The organism is Streptomyces sp. NPDC060035 (genome assembly GCF_042736635.1).
Classification (GTDB): domain Bacteria; phylum Actinomycetota; class Actinomycetes; order Streptomycetales; family Streptomycetaceae; genus Streptomyces.
On record NZ_JBHWVO010000038.1, the window covers coordinates 12,547 to 31,560 of the forward strand.

General features: G+C 67.9%; 14 protein-coding genes. 4 read left to right on the top strand and 10 right to left on the bottom strand.

Features of this window, described 5'->3' with window-relative positions; translation table 11 throughout:
- Window positions 1-122 precede the first annotated feature (122 nt).
- Window positions 123-1,676, top strand: coding sequence for an MFS transporter (locus tag ACFWBQ_RS34990; RefSeq protein ID WP_385506768.1), 1,554 nt, complete (start codon window positions 123-125; stop codon window positions 1,674-1,676).
- Between the two features lie 163 nt (window positions 1,677-1,839).
- On the opposite strand, the gene ACFWBQ_RS34995 is transcribed toward ACFWBQ_RS34990, so the two are convergent.
- The 4 genes from ACFWBQ_RS34995 to ACFWBQ_RS35010 all read right to left on the bottom strand — a co-directional run bounded on the left by ACFWBQ_RS34995 (window position 1,840) and on the right by ACFWBQ_RS35010 (window position 6,076).
- Window positions 1,840-3,615, bottom strand: coding sequence for a DUF4153 domain-containing protein (locus tag ACFWBQ_RS34995; RefSeq protein ID WP_385506770.1), 1,776 nt, complete (start codon window positions 3,613-3,615; stop codon window positions 1,840-1,842).
- Window positions 3,616-3,808: 193 nt separating this feature from the next.
- Window positions 3,809-4,717, bottom strand: a complete 909-nt coding sequence (locus ACFWBQ_RS35000; RefSeq protein WP_385506773.1) for an ADP-ribosylglycohydrolase family protein — start codon at window positions 4,715-4,717, stop codon at window positions 3,809-3,811.
- Window positions 4,718-4,729: 12 nt separating this feature from the next.
- Window positions 4,730-5,389, bottom strand: coding sequence for a histidine phosphatase family protein (locus tag ACFWBQ_RS35005; RefSeq protein WP_385506776.1), 660 nt, complete (start codon window positions 5,387-5,389; stop codon window positions 4,730-4,732).
- Window positions 5,390-5,470: 81 nt separating this feature from the next.
- A complete protein-coding gene (locus ACFWBQ_RS35010; RefSeq protein ID WP_385506778.1) occupies window positions 5,471-6,076 on the bottom strand; it encodes a YdbC family protein in 606 nt (201 codons plus the stop codon).
- 203 nt (window positions 6,077-6,279) lie between these two features.
- Between ACFWBQ_RS35010 and ACFWBQ_RS35015 the strand changes: the two genes are divergently transcribed.
- Both ACFWBQ_RS35015 and ACFWBQ_RS35020 read left to right on the top strand, forming a co-directional pair.
- A complete protein-coding gene (locus ACFWBQ_RS35015) occupies window positions 6,280-6,816 on the top strand; it encodes a TerD family protein (RefSeq protein ID WP_385506780.1) in 537 nt (178 codons plus the stop codon).
- A 59-nt stretch (window positions 6,817-6,875) separates the two neighbouring features.
- Window positions 6,876-7,340 carry a dihydrofolate reductase family protein gene (locus ACFWBQ_RS35020; protein WP_385506782.1) on the top strand — a complete coding sequence of 155 codons (465 nt, stop codon included), beginning with the start codon at window positions 6,876-6,878 and terminating at the stop codon, window positions 7,338-7,340.
- Window positions 7,341-7,557: 217 nt separating this feature from the next.
- Here the strand turns inward: ACFWBQ_RS35020 and ACFWBQ_RS35025 are convergent, their stop codons facing one another.
- The 3 genes from ACFWBQ_RS35025 to nrdR form a co-directional block, all read right to left on the bottom strand.
- Entirely contained in the window at window positions 7,558-8,112 is a 555-nt protein-coding gene (locus tag ACFWBQ_RS35025) for a hypothetical protein (RefSeq protein ID WP_385506783.1), read from the bottom strand.
- Between the two features lie 1,130 nt (window positions 8,113-9,242).
- Window positions 9,243-12,152 (bottom strand): vitamin B12-dependent ribonucleotide reductase, encoded by a 2,910-nt coding sequence (locus ACFWBQ_RS35030; RefSeq protein ID WP_385506784.1) that lies wholly within the window; start codon window positions 12,150-12,152, stop codon window positions 9,243-9,245.
- 163 nt (window positions 12,153-12,315) lie between these two features.
- A complete protein-coding gene (nrdR, locus tag ACFWBQ_RS35035; RefSeq protein ID WP_385506786.1) occupies window positions 12,316-12,831 on the bottom strand; it encodes a transcriptional regulator NrdR in 516 nt (171 codons plus the stop codon).
- Between the two features lie 521 nt (window positions 12,832-13,352).
- Between nrdR and lexA the strand changes: the two genes are divergently transcribed.
- Complete coding sequence (gene lexA / locus ACFWBQ_RS35040; protein WP_385506789.1) at window positions 13,353-14,150, top strand: transcriptional repressor LexA; 798 nt, start codon at window positions 13,353-13,355, stop codon at window positions 14,148-14,150.
- 170 nt (window positions 14,151-14,320) lie between these two features.
- On the opposite strand, the gene ACFWBQ_RS35045 is transcribed toward lexA, so the two are convergent.
- From ACFWBQ_RS35045 to ACFWBQ_RS35055, 3 genes are read right to left on the bottom strand one after another with little or no spacing between them, the layout of a single operon-like run.
- Window positions 14,321-16,288 carry an ATP-dependent DNA helicase gene (locus ACFWBQ_RS35045; protein ID WP_385506791.1) on the bottom strand — a complete coding sequence of 656 codons (1,968 nt, stop codon included), beginning with the start codon at window positions 16,286-16,288 and terminating at the stop codon, window positions 14,321-14,323.
- 50 nt (window positions 16,289-16,338) lie between these two features.
- Window positions 16,339-18,198 (bottom strand): IucA/IucC family protein, encoded by a 1,860-nt coding sequence (locus ACFWBQ_RS35050; protein WP_385506794.1) that lies wholly within the window; start codon window positions 18,196-18,198, stop codon window positions 16,339-16,341.
- Between the two features lie 60 nt (window positions 18,199-18,258).
- Complete coding sequence (locus ACFWBQ_RS35055; RefSeq protein ID WP_385506797.1) at window positions 18,259-18,984, bottom strand: GNAT family N-acetyltransferase; 726 nt, start codon at window positions 18,982-18,984, stop codon at window positions 18,259-18,261.
- Window positions 18,985-19,014: the final 30 nt, after the last annotated feature.

Here is a 19,014-nt window from a genome sequence, read left to right on the forward strand (position 1 = left end):
CTCCCGATCGCATCGCGCCGACAGCAGCTTCAGTGAACGCTTGCGTTCACTAATGGGGACTCACTACCGTTGGCGAGACAGTGAACGCCTTCGTTCACTAACTCACTTGTGGGGGATCCATAGTGACAACATCTCAGTTAGAAGCACAGAGCAAACCCGGCGCAGCGCGCCGGGAAGGGCGTCCGGGGATCGCCCTCACCGTCATTGCCGCATGTCAGTTGATGGTTGTACTCGATGCCACGATCGTCAACATCGCGCTTCCGCATATCCAGGACGCGCTCAGCTTCTCCACGACCGACCTCTCCTGGGTACTGAGCTCCTACACGCTCACCTTCGGCGGACTGCTGCTGCTGGGCGGCAGGGCCGGTGACATCCTGGGGCGTCGCCGGGTCTTCATGACCGGAATCCTTCTCTTCACTCTCGCCTCACTGCTCGGCGGACTCGCCCAGGAGCCCTGGCAGTTGCTGGCCGCACGCGCGCTGCAGGGTGTCGGGGGCGCCATCGCGTCGCCTACCTCGCTCGCCCTGATCACCACCACATTCCCCGAAGGACCGGAACGCAACCGGGCGTTCGGCGTGTTCGCCGCCGTTTCGGCGGGCGGCGGTGCGATCGGGCTGCTGACCGGCGGCATGCTCACCGAATGGCTCGACTGGCGCTGGGTCCTGTTCGTCAACGTTCCCATCGGTGTACTGATCGCGGTCCTGGCACCGATGTACATCAACGAGTCGGAGAAACACCCGGGGCGCTTCGACATCTCCGGGGCCCTGACCTCGACGCTCGGCATGGCTTCGCTGGTGTACGGATTCATCCGCGCCTCGGAGGCGGGCTGGCGGGACACCCTGACCCTGTCGTCCTTCGGTGCCGCCGTGGTGCTTCTCGCCGCGTTCGTGCTCATCGAGTCGCGCGCCAGGGAACCGATCACCCCGCTGCGGATGTTCGCCGACCGCAACCGCTCCGGCACCTACATGATCATGCTCAGTCTGGCCGCGGCCATGTTCGGCATGTTCTTCTTCATCGTGCTGTTCGTTCAGAACGTCCTGGACTACAGCCCGATCGAGTCGGGTCTGGCGTTCCTGCCCGTCACCGTCGCGATCATCACGGGTGCGGGGCTCTCCCAGCGGCTGCTCCCGGTGCTCGGGCCGAAACCGTTCATGGTCACCGGGTCGGCGATCACCGGGATCGGGCTCTTCTGGCAGACCCTCATCTCACCGGACAGTTCGTATGTGAGCGGTGTGCTCGGACCGATGCTCCTGTTCGGATTCGGCATGGGGCTGAACTTCGTCACCCTGACCCTGACAGCGGTCTCCGGCGTCGCTCAGCACGAGGCCGGAGCTGCGTCGAGCCTTCTCAATGCGAGCCAGCAGGTCGGAGGTTCGCTGGGCCTGTCCATCCTGGTGACCGTCTTCGGCACCGCCAGCCGCAACGAAGCCGAGAAGCAGCTGCCGTCCTTCATGGCACAGGCGACACCCGAGCAGAAGGCGGAGTTCGCCAGGACGCGCGAGCTGCCGGCGCCCTGGGGACACGACGTACTCACCCACGGCATCTCCACGGCCTTCACAGCGGCCGTCGCCATGGTCGCACTCGCCCTGCTGACCGCTCTGCTCGTGATCCGGGTACGCAAGAGCGACCTGGAAGCCCTGAGCGGGAAGTCCGCAGCAGCGGGGCCCGGCGCCTAGCGGGGCCGGGCAGTACGGTGCGGACCGCTCATCCACACCCGGAACAGCACGGGTACGGCCGCTCATCCACCCGGAACAGCACGGGTGCCGCCGCTCATCCGCGCCCGGGACCGCACCGTGCGGGCCGCTCCTCCGGGAGACGGCCCGCGCGGTGCGAGCAAAATCAGTACGGGTCGTAGGAGTCCTCCTCCTCGTAGCCCCGCTCACTGGTTTCGCTGCCGAGCTTGTAACACTCGCTGTCGCGGTCCTGGACTGCGCGCTCCTCAAGAATGTCCCGAGCCCTGGCCTCGCCCCAGCTGGAGGCGTACCACGGGCTGTCCGAGGTTTCGAGGCCGCGCTGGATCCTCTCCAGCGCGCAGGACCTCAGTGGCTCCGGAAGTCTGTCCAGGGCCGGTACGGCGTCGGCGGAGAGGCCCCCGAGGTAGTCGATATCGATGTTCTTGTCGTTGTGGTAGCGCTCGAGGCTCTGCTCCGCGATCAGCCCGTCGGGCGAGAGAAGCCCGAAGGCGAGCACGCCGGCGGCGGCGCTCACAGCGACCGCGCGCGGCAGCAGCCTGGCGCCGAACACGCCCGCCGCGAGGATGAGGACCAGCACCACACCGAGCCAGAGTTCTACCGCAGCGACGGAAATCCGCAGGCGGGTCAGGCCGAAGGCGTACACGTAAAGGTCCATGCGGCGCAGCGCGGAGGCGACGACGACAAGTGTGAGCACGCACAGGACACCGAGGACGCCCCTGACCAGGGTCCGGTCGCTCGCCCCGCCCCTCGGGGCCCAACGCAGGGCGAGTGCGATGACGAGAAGGGTGAGGACCGTGGCCCAGAGCAGCTGCCAGAACCCCTGGCGTGCGTACTCGGCGGGGTTCAGTCCGGTCTCCTCGATGACCTTGTCGTACCCGCCGAGCAGGACGGCGAGCTGGAGCGCGATGAAGGCGGCGAAGAGCAGGTTGAGCACGATCAGCGGAAGCGCCCACTCGACCCTGCTGCGGGCGGGTCCCGGGCGGACGGTGATGCCGTCCCAGCGCACCGGGGCTGCCGCGGTGTACGCGGCAGCAAGGGCGCCGACGAGCCCGAGCACGAAAAGGAAGACCCGCCACGGCGCGTCGCCGAGCGACAGATCGGGCAGGAGGTCGCCCAGAAGATCTGCGAACGCTGCATCGGCGCTGGCGAAGAGCGCCCCGAACACGATGAGCAGAACAGCGGCCACCGCTGCGCTGCGTACCGCCATGCGTACACGGCCCCTGGAATCGTCGGCACGGTCGCGTACCCCGCGCAGACCCCATCGCAGGCCCGCCGGAACCGAGTCGAACAGCCCCAGCGATCCGAGCAGGACCCCCAGCCAGCTTCGGCTGCCGTGCAGCGCGAGCGAGCCCAGGGCGACTGCTGACACCACGGCGAGGAAGGTGGGCCATCCCGCGTCCCGGAGCGCCGGAACCGCCAGGAGCGCCAGGCCTCCGACCGCCCATGTGACGGTCCACGGGCGAAGCTTGCGACCTGCCGCCTGCGCCGCGAAGAATGCTGCCAGGGTCGCGGGCACAGCGACCAGCAACAGGTTCGGTCCCAGCCCGTCGCCGAGCAGCAGTGCACTGAGCAGGGCCGTAGCAAGGACCGACCAGAGCGTCGCGGCCCTGATCGCGGGCGGCGGAGAGGGCCGCAGTCCGGACAGCGCTCCGGGCGATGGCTTCTGTGCGCGACGCTGCCAGGGGTCGGCGGGCGGCGGCGCGTGGAGATAGGCCGGGCGCACCGGCGGTTCCGAGCCGGAATCCTGAGCCGGCACTGCCGCTGATGGCTGCGCGGGCTCCTGGGGAGCCGGCTTCTGCCTGCCGGGATCCTTGGGGGACCTCGTGTCGGCCGGCTCGGGCACGGTGCTGGATGCCCCGGCGCCCTCGGACGGCGGTGACGCCTCGGTCCGGCGGGCTGCCTCGGACGGTTGATCGGACATGGGACCCCTCCCCCACCGGGGTTCTTCCGCACGGCCACATGGCGGCGCGCCGGCCCCGGCGTCTCATCGGCGCACGCCCTTCAAGATCAAGGAGAGCGGCGTGGCCGAAAGAGTAGCCTCGTCCGGGAGCCTCCAGACGTCCGAGGCGCTGCTGTGGCAGGACCGTGACAAGTGGAGGCGGCCGGGCGGACCGTCAGACGTGCGCCCGGGTCAGCCACTGCGGCGGCTCTTCCGTACAGGCCAGCCAGTCGGCCGGAGGACTGCCGGCCTCGCCCGCGGCGACGATTCCGCCGACGATCGCGCAGGTGGTGTCCACGTCGCCTCCCGCTTGAGCAGTCACCCAGAAAGCCCGTTCGAAGTCGCCGAGACTGCGTGCCGCTGACCAGAGAGCGAACGGAACCGTGTCGTGCGCACTCGTACGGCGGCCGTTGCCGAGAACAGCCGCGACGGTCCCGGCGTCCCGGTAGTCGAGCATGTCGCGTGCACGGCGCAGCCCGGCACCGACCGCACTGCGCGGTACGAGTGCGACGACACCGTCGAGCAGGCCTTCGGGCGTCGGCGGCCCGTCCGGCGCGGCGACCAGCGAGGCAGCTGCCGCGACGGCCATGGCGCCCACGACGGCTTCGCGGTGCTGGTGCGTGGTGTACGAAGAGATCTCGGCCTGGTGGGTGGCCTGCTCCGGGTCGTCGGCGTACCAGGCACCGAGCGGTGCGATGCGCATGGCCGACCCGTTACCCCAGGACCCCTGGCCCTGGAAGAGCGCGGACGCCAGCTCGCGCCAGTCGCCGCCCTCCCGGACCAGCCTGAGCAGACGATTCACCGCGGGCCCGTAGCCCCGGTCGAAATCGTGGTGCGTGGCGAAGGAGTGAGCGAGCGCGTCCTGGTCGATGCGCTGGTGTGCGGCCAGCACGGCGAGCACCGAGCACGCCATCTCGGTGTCGTCGGTCCACTGCCAGGGGCCGGGCGGCAGGGCTCGCCTCTTGAGGAGCGGATAGTTGGCCGGGACGAAGAACTGGGAGCCAAGGGCATCTCCCACGGACAGTCCACGCAGGCTGGCCAGAGCGCGTTCGAAGCGCCGGTCGAAAGCGGAGTCAACGGTCATCGCTCTGCCACTCTATCCGGTGCGGCCGTACGGCTCGGGAGTGCGCCACCGCTCGAAGGGCCGGTCGAGTGTGTACCGGCCGTTCTCGCCGAGCAGCAGCGTGCGGGTCTCGCCGTTGCCGGGATTGGACAGCGATTCGAACTCGGCCACCGACCAGTGGAACCAGCGCATACAGAACAGCCGCATGGTCAGTCCGTGGGTGACCAGCAAGACGTTCTTCGGGTGGTCGGGGGCCTCGAAACTGCGGTGCAGGCTCTCCAGGAACGCTCCGACCCGGTCGTACACATCGGCCCCGGACTCGCCCTGCGCGAAGCGGTAGAAGAAGTGCCCGTACGCGTCCCGGTAGGCCTTCTGCAGCCTGACGTCGTCCCGGTCCTGCCAGTTTCCCCAGTCCTGCTCGCGCAGTCGTGGTTCCTCCCTGATGCGTACCTGCTGCACATCGAGACCGAACAGCCTGAACGTTTCGTGGGTGCGCCGGTAGGGCGAGACGTAGACGCTGACCCGTTCGTCCCCGAACAGTTCGCGCAGCCCCGCCCCGGTCTCTCTTGCCTGGCGCAGGCCGGTCTCCGTGAGCCTCAGCGCATGGTCGGGCTCACGTTCGTACACCGTGTCGTCGGCATTACCCTCGGACTCGCCGTGCCGGACGAGAACTATGCGTTGCGGTCGCGCCATGTACAAACCCTAATTGCCGTACAGCTCGACCGAGCAGTCGTACCGGCTCCATCCGGCGTATGTGACCGAGGAAACTCGCGGTCAGACCGTCCAGGACGTCTCGAGCTGGACCACGTCCCCCGTCAGCGCCTCGACGTCCGTCTCCGTCTGTGCCAGCGCCGAGAGCCGCGCGAGGCTCTCCGGCCGGTATTTGCCACGTTCGGCGCTCGACTGCCACATGGACAGCACCAGGAATTCATGCCCCGGCGCTTCTCCGAAGACACCGCGGAGCATGCCGGGGGAACCGGCCATCGCCGGGTTCCACACTCTCTTCTGCGTGAGCGCGAAGTGCTCGACGCGATCCTCGTACACCCGGCTGTGCGCCACTCTCAGCACGTCCGCATCGGTGAAGAGCGGCTCGAAACCGGTCTTTACATCGAACCGGCACTCGAAGAGCTTGACCTGCATGTCCTTGTACATCCCGGACTGGGCGGCAGCCAGCCGGTCGTGCTCCCGGGCCATGAAGGAGTCGTAGAAGACCCGGTTCTCCCAGAATGCGAACACATGGGCGACATCGGGCTTCCCCCGGCTCCACCCGCCGCTCTGCCCCCTGAACCCCGGCTCACCGAGCAGCCCCGCCCATTTTCGCTGCCCCCGTTCGAAACCGCGACGGTCCACCACGGTGCAGCGAATCCACTTGACCAGCACGGGGCCATCGTACGGCGCCGGACGTGGCGCGGGTCACGCTCCGGGCGGTCGTCCGGCCGGCCGGCAGCGGGGACCGGTGCAACCTCGGCCAGGCGATGGCCCGAATCCGCCGTACCAGCCCAACGTGGTTGGATCCACGGACAGTTACGGAGATGATCGGGGTGGAAGGCGTCCTTCGGCCCAGCAGCGAGGAGGGAAGTCCGATGAGCACTCCCAACAAGGACATCGAGAAGGTCGAAGTGAGGGTCAAATGGGATCCCAGCGAGACCGGCGAGCCCGCCAACGACCTCGACATCATCGCGGCCACGTACGAGACGGAAGCCCCGTACGGCAGCCCCGCATATCTCGTGCACTTCGACAGCCGCTCACCGGACGGCACCATCACCCTGAACCGGGACAGCCGGACAGGTCAGGGTTTCGGCTTCGACGAGGTCATGACCCTCGAACTGGACAGGCTCTCGGACGCGTACTCCAGGGTCGTCGTCGGGGTCGCCATCCAGCAGCGCGACGGGCGGAAGACCTTCGGCCAGATAGAACACACGGCCGTGCAGATCCGCGAGGGCTACACCAATCTGGATGAGGACGACTTCTCGGGAGTCGCCACTGCCACAGCCGCGGTCGTCGCGGAATTCACCCGCAACGCTTCGGGCTCCTGGGGGTTCCACGCTGCCATTCGCGGATTCGACGGCGACCCTGATTCCTTCTCGGCGGTCATGGGAAACCGCGTCCCCGGGAACTGAGACCAGGCAGGGCATGCGCCCCCGAGCCCGGTGAGGACCGCTTGAGAAAGATCATCTCGATGATGCCGGTATCTCTCGACGGCTCCTTCGAGGACCTGACCACCGGATCGACTGGCACCAGGTCGACGACGAGCTGCACCGGCACGTCCAACCAGGAGCTGAGAACGATGAGCGCCTTCCTGCACGGGCGGGTCACCCATGAACTGATGGCCGGCATCCGGCCCACCGCCGATGCCGGTCCATCGAGCACCGGCTCGGTGGCCGAGTTCGCCGGGATCTGGCGGAACATGTCCGAGATCGTGTTCTCCAGAACCCTGGAACGGGTGGACTGGAACACCACCGTGGCACGCGACGTCGCCGTCGAGGACATCCTCGCGCTCAACGCACGGCCCGGCGGCGACATGGTGCTCGGCGGGGCCGGTCTCGCCGCCTCGTTCATGCAGTACGACCTGATCGACGAGTACCGCATCCACGTCCCCGCATCCACGTCCATCCGGTGCTCCTCGGCGGAGGAAAACCCCTGATTCCGCCATCCTGGCCGAAGACCGCGAATCTGCGGCCGATCGAGGCGCGGACCTTCAGGAACGGCGTCGTCCTGCTCCGCTACCGGCACCCCCCACCCGCCCTCGCAGCCCGGCGGAGCCGACGCGAGCGAGACCTGACACGAAAGGGGGAGGGCACCGGCTCAGTACCCCCTCCCCCTTTCGTGCTTCAGTCGCCCGTTGTACTGGCGGACAGCGCCTACTCCTGACGTGCGCTATTCCTCGGCTGGTGATCTGCCGGTCGGAAGGCCCTCAGCCTGAGTCCCGGTGCCACAGATTCGGCCAGTAACGCGAACCGACCGTCCTCGGCCGCGAGTGCCTCACGCGCCGAGTCACACCAGTCCTCCTTGTCGAGCAGCGCAAGGTACGCAGTCCGGCCCTGCTCCCAACGCGCTCGGAGGCCGGGATCGCCGGATCCGACAGGTGTCTCCGTGGTCAGGTACTGAGCGATCATCGCCGCAGCGAAGTAGCGCTCGACCGTCGGCCCGAGGTTCCCGAGGGAGCGGACGTGCGCCTCCAGGACCACGACCGCGTGCGGGTAGCGACGAAGCGGAGTGCCCATGCCTTCGCAGTACGTCATCGCATGGAGAAGCCGAGTCGTGTGGTCCACCAGTTCTGCGTCGTCCCCGAACGCCGCGACAGCCTCGTGGAGTTCGGCCACCTGCGCGACCTGGCCCGCGAAGTAGCCGTTGAGGAAGTCGCCATCGGCCGCTCTCCGTAACAGCCAGGGGCGCACGACCGGGTGACCGTCCACGAGCCGCACAGAGCCTCGACCACGTAGACCCGGCCCCAGCCAGTCACCCGCTCCGCCAGCCAGATCAGTGCGTCCGCACCCCCGGGCAAGCGTTCAAGGCCCACTGAGGCGAGCGGGCAGAAGGTACCGGAGAGCAGTCCGATGGTCTGGATCAGTGGGATGTCATCCACCGAGCCCACGGCAACAAGCAGGGCCAACCCGACCGCGACGGCGGAGGTATCGGCCCCATGCCGCACCAGCCAACGGCCGGCTTCCCGTACTCGGACTTCCCCAGCCGTCCTGGCGGCGGTGGCGATGTGCTCGTTGTGGCGGATCGGTACATAGACGTCGTGGAAGCGGTCGCTCAACGCACTTGGTTCGGCGCTCGGTTCGGCGAAGTGCTCGTCGAGAAGCCGGGCGACGCCGACTCCCACAAGCTTGCGGTCGCGCGGTGCTTTCGGCTGTGGTTCACCTCGGCGCCGTTCCTCATCGGGGTACGGCTCGCCGTCGCGTGGGAGGGGCTTGTCCGGCGACTGCCGATGCATTCGGAGCGCATGGCCGAACAGCGTGGTCCGGGTTCCGGGCAGTCCGGTCCCGGGTGTCTCGCTCACAGGCGGACGGAAGACTCGATTCTGTTGATCATGCCCAGGAGCCTGCCATCCCGGCGCCCGCTACGACAAGCCTTTTCGCAGGAGCCTCGTGGGCCATGTCAGGTACAGCCGCTCTCTGCGACAGTGAGCGCAAGGATCATGATTTCGGGGCGGGGGCCTGCGACCGCCCATACGTGGCCGCCGACGACTACCAGCAGGTGCAGGCTTCAGTGGCGGCGGCCGCCGCTGTGTGGCGTCCACCGACACTCTTCTACACGCTGTTGCCCGCACGAGCGATGCCGATGCTGCCTTCGCCCTCTCATCCAGGAAACCGGTGCGCTGCCGGCGAACCCACCCCTCCGGCCCGGCCTCGAAGACGGCCGATTCAGGACCGAGAAGAACGACCCCGTCGTCAACGCAACATCGTTGAAATGGTTGCGCCGCCCTGGCCGGCGCTACGGCGAAGGGGACCGGCCGATGGCCGGTCCCCCTCTTGAGCTGCTGCTCAGCTACATGTGCGGGTTACGCCGGATGGTGCATCCGATGCAATTCCGCTCATTTTCAGCTGCAGCCGCTGGTCGATCCGCAGCCCTCGCAGATGTAGCAGGATCCGGCTCGCTGCATCTTCGTACCGCAGGAGAAGCACAGCGGAGCGTCCGCGCTGATGCCGAGCTGCATCTCGACCAGCTCGGCCGAGGTGTGTGCCGTGCGGGGAGCCGGCGTCTCGGCAACGCTCTTCTTGGGCGACGCGACGGCCTTCAGCGGCTCGATCTGTACGGGGGCGGACTGGGCCAGACTCTCGACATCCAGCTGGTCGTCCCCGAAGGAGGCCTCGTACGACCCCGTGTCGAGGTGACGCTGACGCTCCTCGGCCGAGTGGATACCGAGTGCCGAACGCGTCTCGAAGGGCAGGAAGTCGAGCGCCAGACGGCGGAAGATGTAGTCGACGATCGACTGCGCCATCCGCACATCCGGGTCGTCCGTCATGCCGGCCGGCTCGAAGCGCATGTTGGTGAACTTGGAGACGTAGGTCTCCAGCGGCACGCCGTACTGCAGACCGACCGAGACCGCGATCGAGAAGGCGTCCATCATGCCGGCGAGGGTCGAACCCTGCTTGGACATCTTCAGGAAGACCTCACCGAGACCGTCGTCCGGGTAGGAGTTGGCCGTCATGTAGCCCTCGGCGCCGCCCACCGTGAACGAGGTGGTGATGCCGGGACGGCCCTTGGGCAGACGCTTGCGGACCGGGCGGTACTCGACGACCTTCTCGACCGCGGCACGAATGGTGCCCTCGGTCTTCGCGGTCACCGCGACCTTCTCCTTCTCCTTCGTCTTGGCGGAGAGGGGCTGGCCGACCTTGCAGTTGTCACGGTAGATCGCGAGCGCCTTGACGCCCATCTTCCATGCCTCGAAGTAGACCTCTTCGACGTCCTCGACGGTGGCCGTCTCCGGCAGGTTCACCGTCTTGGACAGCGCGCCGGAGATCCACGGCTGGATCGCCGCCATCATCCGGACGTGACCCATGGCCGAGATGGAACGCTCGCCCATCGCGCAGTCGAAGACGCTGTAGTGCTCGGGCTTGAGGCCCGGGGCGTCGATCACGTTGCCGTTGTCGGCAATGTGCGCGACGACCGCCTCGACCTGCTCCGGCTGGTAGCCGAGGCGACGCAGGGCCTGCGGCACCGTGCCGTTGACGATCTGCATCGAGCCGCCGCCGACGAGCTTCTTGAACTTGACCAGGGCGAGGTCGGGCTCCAGGCCGGTGGTGTCGCAGGACATCGCGAGACCGATGGTGCCGGTGGGGGCGATGACCGAGGCCTGCGCGTTGCGGAAGCCGTTCTTCGCGCCGAGGCGGATCACGTCCTGCCAGGCCTCCGTGGCGGCGGCCCAGATCGGCGAGTCCAGATCGTCCACGTGGACGGCCTTGCCGTTGGCGTCGGAGTGCTGCTTCATGACGCGCTGGTGGGGCTCGGCGTTACGGGCGTAGCCGTCGTACGGGCCGACGATGGCGGCCAGCTCGGCGGAGCGCCGGTAGGAGGTGCCGGTCATCAGCGACGTGATGGCGCCGGCGAGCGCACGGCCGCCGTCGCTGTCGTACGCGTGGCCGGTCGCCATCAGCAGGGCGCCGAGGTTGGCGTAGCCGATGCCCAGCTGACGGTAGGCGCGGGTGTTCTCGCCGATCTTCTGGGTCGGGAAGTCTGCGAAGCAGATCGAGATGTCCATCGCGGTGATGACCAGCTCGACGACCTTGGCGAAGCGCTCGACCTCGAAGGACTGGTGTCCCTCGCCGTCGTCCTTGAGGAACTTCATCAGGTTCAGCGAGGCCAGGTTGCACGAGGTGTTGTCCAGGTGCATGTACTCGCTGCAGGGGTTCGAACCGTTGATCCGGCCGGACTCCGGGCAGGTGTGCCACTGGTTGATGGTGTCGTCGTACTGGATGCCCGGGTCGGCGCAGGCCCAGGCCGCCTCGGCCATCTTGCGGAAGAGGGACTTGGCCTCGACCTCTTCGATGACGTCACCGGTCATCCGGGCGCGGAGGCCGAACTTCCCGCCGGACTCGACGGCCTTCATGAACTCGTCGTTCACACGGACCGAGTTGTTGGCGTTCTGGTACTGGACGGACGTGATGTCGTCGCCGCCCAGGTCCATGTCGAAGCCCGCGTCACGCAGGGCGCGGATCTTCTCCTCCTCCTTCACCTTGGTCTCGATGAAGTTCTCGATGTCGGGGTGGTCGACGTCGAGAATGACCATCTTGGCCGCGCGGCGGGTCGCACCACCGGACTTGATCGTTCCGGCGGACGCATCGGCGCCCCGCATGAACGAGACCGGACCGGAAGCATTGCCGCCGGAGGAGAGGAGCTCCTTGGAGGAGCGGATACGGGAGAGGTTCAGGCCGGCTCCCGAGCCGCCCTTGAAGATCATTCCCTCTTCCTTGTACCAGTCGAGGATCGACTCCATGGAGTCGTCGACGGCCAGGATGAAGCAGGCCGAGACCTGCTGCGGCTGGGGCGTGCCGACGTTGAACCAGACCGGCGAGTTGAAGCTGAAGATCTGGTGCAGGAGGGCGTGAGCCAGCTCGTGCTCGAAGATCTCGGCGTCGGCGGGCGAGGCGAAGTAGTTGTAGTCCTCACCGGCCTTCCGGTACGTCTTCACGATCCGGTCGATCAGCTGTCGCAGACCGGTCTCGCGCTGCGGCGTGCCGACAGCCCCCCGGAAGTACTTGCTGGTGACGATGTTGACCGCGTTCACCGACCAGAAGTCGGGGAACTCGACGCCACGCTGCTCGAAGTTGATCGAGCCGTCGCGCCAGTTGGTCATGACGACGTCACGGCGCTCCCACGCGACCTCGTCGTACGGATGCACGCCGGGAGAAGTGTGGATGCGCTCGATGCGCAGGCCCTGCTTGGTCGCAGTCGACTTGGCTCCCTTGGTGCGGGAACCTCGTGCCGGGCCGCTCGCCGTCTCTGTCATGCCGCCTCCCATATGTGGGCAAAAACGCCCTGAAGTGCCCAGTTCTTCCCGGGGCACAGTCTGTGTCTGACACTCCGGACGCCGCGCTCAGCGCCGCGCCGGGAGCAGGTCTGGTGCCGCCCGCCGCCGAACCTCGTCGGTCCTGCCGGTCGGCGGCTGGTGATCAATCTGCGGCGATGGCGGCGGGTGCGGGGACCTCGAGGGTCTCGCCGCTCCCGCGTTCCTCCGCGGGAGGCCGTTGATCGCGGAGCTCCGCGATCGCGGCCTCGAAGTCTTCGAGCGAATTGAACGCCCGGTACACGGACGCGAAGCGCAGGTACGCGACGAGGTCGAGTTCCCTCAAGGGGCCGAGTATGGCCAGGCCCACGTCGTGCGTCGTCAGCTCGGCACTGCCTGTCGCCCGCACCGCCTCTTCGACCCGCTGGCCGAGCTTCGCGAGGGCGTCCTCGGTGACAGGCCGCCCCTGGCATGCCTTGCGGACGCCCGAGATGACCTTGGTACGACTGAAGGGCTCGGTCACGCCACTGCGCTTCACCACCATCAGCGAGCACGTCTCCACCGTCGTGAAACGGCGGGAGCAGTCGGGGCACTGACGGCGCCGTCGGATCGACGTCCCGTCGTCCGTGGTGCGACTGTCGACGACCCGGCTGTCGGGGTGCCTGCAGAAGGGGCAGTGCATGACTCCGAACCCTCCTTCACAGCACGACTGAATGGCCTGTTCAGGTCCGTCACGGACCTTCGAGGCAGCCACAAGCATAGGCGATGGACTCAGCCCCGAGAGACCGGGGACCACAACTTCTGGGTGGCTGAGCCAATCCAACCACTAGATCTAGGGTTTGGCTTCGCTTTCACCCCGGCGCGTGTCGCGCGCGACGGGCAGCCGGGCCGCAGCCTACGACCCCGCACGAGGGTACGGGAAACACGCGACTGCCCGGATCCCGGGCCGCCCGGTGGCAGACTTGCGCGAGACCTCCGGGACGCAGCCTCACACACGCCCTCACGGACCCCCGGGCACCGTCGGCGAACCTGTGGACGCTAGCGTGAACAGCCGGATTCCCCTCGCCCGGAAGTTCGCTCATACACCTCACGACAAGCCTGCGGCAGCCCTTTATTTGTTTTTCACTCGAACGTGTGTTTGGCGCAACCTTTCGAAAGCTACTACCGTTGTCCAACTAGGGAGACCATTCGAGAGGGGCCGACGTGACCACCACCGCAGACAGTGCCACCATCACTGCCCAGGACCACCGCTCCCAGAGCCGACTTGAGCCGGTGCATGCGATGAATGACTCAGGCACAAACACGGAGGGGCCAGAGCCCGCGCGCCCCGCGCGCTCGTTGCCCGGCCGCCCTCCCGGAATCCGGGCGGACAGCTCGGGGCTCACGGACCGGCAGCGGCGGGTGATCGAGGTCATCCGTGATTCCGTGCAGCGCCGAGGATACCCCCCGTCGATGCGGGAGATCGGTCAGGCGGTGGGGCTGTCCAGCACGTCGTCCGTCGCCCATCAGCTGATGGCCCTGGAGCGCAAGGGCTTCCTGCGCCGAGACCCTCACCGCCCCCGGGCGTACGAGGTCCGGGGTTCGGACCAGCCCAGTACCCAGCCGACCGACACCACGGGGAAGCCCGCGGCTTCGTACGTTCCGCTGGTCGGACGGATCGCGGCCGGCGGGCCGATCCTCGCCGAGGAATCCGTCGAGGACGTCTTCCCGCTCCCCCGCCAGTTGGTCGGTGACGGCGAGCTCTTCGTCCTGAAGGTCGTCGGTGACTCGATGATCGAGGCGGCGATCATGGACGGTGACTGGGTCACCGTCCGGCGCCAGCCCGTCGCGGAGAACGGCGACATCGTTGCGGCCATGCTGGACGGCGAGGCCACGGTCAAGCGGTTCAAGCGCGAGGACGGCCATGTCTGGCTGCTCCCGCACAACTCCGCATACCAGCCCATCCCCGGTGACGAGGCGACCATTCTCGGCAAGGTCGTCGCGGTGCTGCGGCGGGTGTGAATCCGCCGGTTCGGACCGGGCCCCGGGATCCACTGCGCCGATCCCGGGGCCCTGCCATGTCCGCCCGCTGTCTGTCCCACGGAGCCCTCAGGAACCGGACCACCCGGCGCTCGGACCACCACCCGGCGCTCAGGGGCCCAGCACTGCTGCGCAGCGGGCTCTGCTGCCGACTACGGAGCGGGCTTGGCTGCAGCGTCGATGGCTGCGAGCGAGCGCCGCGCCTGGTTCCGGTCCGTGGTGTACCAGAAGTCGGGCATCGAGGCACGCAGGTAGCTTCCGTACCGGGCATTGGCCAGGCGCGGGTCCAGTACAGCGACCACACCCTTGTCACCCGTCGCACGGACGAGCCGGCCCGCACCCTGCGCCATCAGCAAGGCGGCGTGCGTCGCCGCGACCGCCATGAAGCCGTTGCCGCCCGCTTCCTCGACCGCTTTCTGGCGCGCGCTCATCAGCGGGTCATCGGGCCGGGGAAACGGGATCCGGTCCATGACCACGAGCTGACAGCTCGATCCCGGTACGTCGACGCCCTGCCACAGCGACAGCGTTCCGAAGAGGCAGGTCTCCGGGTCGGCGGCGAAATTCTTGATCAGCTCGCCGAGGGTCTCCTCGCCCTGCAGCAGGATCGGCCGGTCCTGTCGGCCACGCAGCTCCTCGGCGGCGGCTTGAGCCGCGCGCATGGAGGAGAACAACCCCAGGGTCCGGCCTCCCGCCGCCTCCACCAGATCGGCGAGCTCGTCCAGCATGTCGGTGCGGGAGCCTTCCCGCCCCGGAGTCCCCAGATGCCGGGCGACATACAGAATTCCCTGCTTCGGGTAGTCGAAGGGGGACCCGACGTCCAGCCCCTTCCACTGCGGGATGTCCTCGCCGGCGGTGCCTTCGGGCGCGAGGCCCAGCGACGCCCCCACCCCGTTGAAATCCCCGCCGAGCTTGAGCGTGGCGGACGTCAGAACCACGGAACGGTCGGCGAAGAGCTTCTCGCGCAGCAGCCCGGACACCGAGAGCGGCGCGACGCGCACGGACGCCCCGAAACGGTCATGGCGCTCGTACCACACGACGTCGTACTCGGAACCCTGGGTGATGCGCTCAGCGACACTGTGGATCGACTCGACCGACGCCATGGCCTGCTTACGGACGGCATCCTCGTCCTGGACGGACTTGTCCCGGGTGGAGCCGAGGGCGGAGATCACCGTACGCGCGGCGTCACGCAGGGCCATCAAGGCGTAGCCGAGATCCTCGGGAACCTCCTCGAGACGTCCGGGCAGGGCGAGCTCCATCACCCGCTCGAAGCCCTCCGAGGCGGTCTGCAGCGCGTCGGCAGCCTTCTCGTTGACCAGCTTGGCCGCACGGCGCACCGCGCGGTTCACCTGGCCGGGAGTGAGCTCACCAGTGGCCACCCCGGTGACGCGCGAGACCAGTTCGTGGGCCTCGTCGACGATCAGCACCTCGTGCTGCGGGAGCACCGGCGCACCCTCGATCGCGTCGATGGCGAGCAGGGCGTGATTGGTGACGACGACATCGGCGAGCTTGGCACGCTCCCGGGCCATCTCCGCAAAGCACTCCGCACCGTACGCACACTTCGTCGCGCCGAGGCATTCGCGCGAGGAGACCGAAATCTGCGCCCAGGCCCGGTCCGAGACGCCCGGCGTGAGGTCGTCACGGTCGCCGGTCTCCGTCTGGTCCGACCAGTCACGCATGCGCAGCAGGTCCTGGCCCAGCTTGCTCGACGGAGCCGCGGCTTCGAACTGGTCGAAGAGCCCCTCCTCCTCTTCCTGCGGCACCCCCTCGTGCAGACGGTGCAGACAGAGGTAGTTCGACCGGCCCTTGAGCATCGCGAACTGGGGGCGGCGGCGCAGCAGCGGCTGCAGCGCGTCGACCGTACGCGGAAGATCCCGCTCCACCAGCTGCCGCTGGAGTGCGAGGGTCGCGGTTGCCACCACGACCCGCTCCCCGTGGGCCAGCGCGGGAACCAGGTACCCGAGGGACTTGCCCGTGCCCGTACCGGCCTGGACAAGGAGGTGGGCATTGTCGTCGACCGCCTCGGCAACAGCCGAGGCCATGGTGGCCTGACCGGGCCGTTCAGTACCGCCGACGGCGGTGACGGCGGCGTGCAGGAGCTCGGGGAGAGATGGCTTCGTCATAGCCCGTCCACCCTACGGCGCACCACTGACAACGGCGATCACTCCCGGCCTCACGCGGAAAGGTGGAGAGGATTGGGGACCGAACCGTGGACGGCTGCGTGCGGGCGCTGCGGCCTGTCGCGGTAGCCGTCCAGATGCAGACGGTTGCGGTTGAGACAGAGGCGCTCGATCCTCGGCGTCAGCATGTCGAACATCTCGAACCGCTCCTTGAGCTCGGGAAACCGGGAGTGGTGGCGGAGGATCTCGGCCCGGACGAGTGACCAGAATTCACTCTCCGGTACATCCAGCTGTTCCTCGCAGAGTGGGGACAGATAGCGGAAGACGCCGACGAAGAGCCCGGAGTGGATGAACTGGGTGAGGAAGGACGGGTCTTCGGTCAGCAGAATTTCGCGGACGTCCTGCGGCATCGAGTCCTGCTCCGGCAGCGGCTGGGCGCTGACGTTCACGTCGTCGACGAAGTCCTTGATCGCGAGGCGTACCGGCACGTCCTTCTCGTCGAAGACGACGATGGCATTCTCGCCGTGCGGGGAGAAGACCGTGCCGTAGCGGTACAGGAAGTGGAGCAGCGGAGGCAGAAGTGCGGCGAAGAGCCTTGTCAGCCAGGCGGCCGGTGTCATGCCGGAGCGGGCGACCAACTCGGCGGTGAAGGCACGGCCACCCGCGTCCGTGTGCAGCAGAGAGGCGAGCGTGCGCGCACGCTCGCCCGGTGCGAGCCTCGGTTGCAGGGGTTCCCGCCAGATCGCACCGAGGATCTCCTTGAACTGGTAGGGCGTCTCCGGGAGATGGTCGTAGAGCGGATGCTCGACCGTCACCGACGCGACCTCTCCGAGCAGGATGACTCCGCAGGTGTCGCGCAGAAACGGGTCGCTGTCGCGCAGGCCCTGGACCCAGGCGGTGACAGCCGGCGCGGCAAGCGTGCGCTCGGTCGGCAGACCACGCCAGACGAGTGTGTTGAGGATCGACAACGGCAGTTTGACCGTGTGCCGGTCGGGTCGTCCGACGTTGGTGAAGGTACGGATGGACTGCTGCGGAAGCCGCAGGTCGTCGTCGGCGTGCAGGGGCACGATGGCACCGTCGGCGATCGCCGGCGCGAAGAGCGGGACGATCCACTCGTCCCACTGCCACGGGTGCACCGGAAGGTACAGGTAGTCCTCGGGGGCGAGACCGCGGGCACGCAGAACCGCGGCGAAGGAGGCCCGGACGGGCGGGTCCAGTTCCTGGGCGTAGAGGTGTTCGGGGGTCGCCAGAGCCTCTACGCCCCGATAGCCCGCGATGCGTGTGCTGACGGCGATCCACGGCAGTCTGGTGGCGGATCGGGCTTCGGGGGTGAACCGGGCCGCGTCGGCGGCGGAGAATCCGAGGCGTCCTTTGTTGGCCACGAGCCAGGGATGGCCTGTCTGGTGTCCTTCGAGGTCGGCGTACGGGAGGTCGGCCAGCTGCGACGCATCGAGTGCGGTGTGACCGAGCCGGGCATCGGCCGCGAGCGTGGTGGTGAGCTCGCGGATGAGGTGGCCGAGCGTGGCGCCGTCGAGTCCGAGCAGACGGCGGGCGCGGGCAAGGAACTGCAGAGGGTCACGGAACGGCGTGCCGCCGCCGTCGTCGTTCCCTCCGTAGGCCGGGTCGTCCCCTTGTGTGAACTCGCGGATCGTTTCCGGGTCGACGCGCCAGCTGCCGTAGACGCCGCGCCCGGCGCGGAAGTGCAGTGCTCCACCGTCGTCGAGCGGCAGGCCGTAGCTACCGCTGTTCCCCGGCCGCGGCGTGGGTTCGATGACTTCTTCGTAGGCGAACTCACTGATCATCTTCGCCAGGAGCCGCACCGCGGCCCGGTTCCAGAGCGCCCGGTTGAGTTCTGGTGTGTCGAGCAGCGCGTGAGGCTCCGCTGAGTTGTGGCTCGCAGGGTATGTCTGCACGGGGACTCCTCGGGTGGGAACCGATGGGGTTCGAGCGGTGTATGTAATGCAGCGAGTTGTTCACAGCTGTGCACGGTGGGCTCGGTCGCGAACCATCAGCGCGGCTCGCTTGTCAGGTAGTTCCACTTCGGCGGAGAAGCGGAAACCGGCGCTCAGGAAGGCTGAGACGGAGGGGGTGTTGCGCAAATCCGGCTCTGCAACGACGCGGGCGCACAGAGGACGGTTGTCGAGGACGAGGTCGGAGACGGCCCGGAGCAGTGTGGTGCCGATGCCCCGGCCTCGATTGTCCACACTGCCGATGAGGAGGTGAATGCCGGTGTCATGGGGCCGTGCCGGATAGTGACGAGCCAGCGGGTCCAGGTCCGCGCGGTAGATCTCCCAGTAGCTTATGGGCCTGCCGTCCAGTACGCCGAGACAGGGGACGCTGCGCCCGTCCCCGTCGAGCTGGCGACAGAGATGGCCGGCAGTGATCGATTCCGGTCCCGCGAGCTCCCAGAACTCGGCGACTGCAGGGTCGTTCATCCAGCGGCTGATCATGGCGAGATCGCGTGCCGGCTGTACGGGAACCAGCTGGAACACGCCGGCGGAGGTGGTGACCGGGTGCCATGCGGCAGGGCTGCCGAGCAGATCGGAGGCGCCGGGCCGGACGGCCGCCACCGGTGGGTCTTCGCCGAGCAGGGCGAGCAGCTCTTCGGTCAGCCGCAGGTCCAGGGTGTCCTCGACACTGGTGCCGCCCTGTGGGACAGCACCGCTTCCGGCGTCGGCGTGCGCATCGGCGGGGGGCACCGTGACGCTCTCCTCTCGTGGTTCAGACGG

What these genes read in the sequence shown, in the direction of transcription:
- ACFWBQ_RS34995 (WP_385506770.1), bottom strand. Translation starts at nt 3,615, where the DNA reads ATGTCCGATCAACCGTCCGAGGCAGCCCGCCGGACCGAGGCGTCACCG.
- ACFWBQ_RS35000 (WP_385506773.1), bottom strand. Translation starts at nt 4,717, where the DNA reads ATGACCGTTGACTCCGCTTTCGACCGGCGCTTCGAACGCGCTCTGGCC.
- ACFWBQ_RS35005 (WP_385506776.1), bottom strand. Translation starts at nt 5,389, where the DNA reads ATGGCGCGACCGCAACGCATAGTTCTCGTCCGGCACGGCGAGTCCGAG.
- ACFWBQ_RS35015 (WP_385506780.1), top strand. Translation starts at nt 6,280, where the DNA reads ATGAGCACTCCCAACAAGGACATCGAGAAGGTCGAAGTGAGGGTCAAA.
- ACFWBQ_RS35020 (WP_385506782.1), top strand. Translation starts at nt 6,876, where the DNA reads ATGATGCCGGTATCTCTCGACGGCTCCTTCGAGGACCTGACCACCGGA.
- ACFWBQ_RS35030 (WP_385506784.1), bottom strand. Translation starts at nt 12,152, where the DNA reads ATGACAGAGACGGCGAGCGGCCCGGCACGAGGTTCCCGCACCAAGGGA.
- nrdR (WP_385506786.1), bottom strand. Translation starts at nt 12,831, where the DNA reads ATGCACTGCCCCTTCTGCAGGCACCCCGACAGCCGGGTCGTCGACAGT.
- ACFWBQ_RS35045 (WP_385506791.1), bottom strand. Translation starts at nt 16,288, where the DNA reads ATGACGAAGCCATCTCTCCCCGAGCTCCTGCACGCCGCCGTCACCGCC.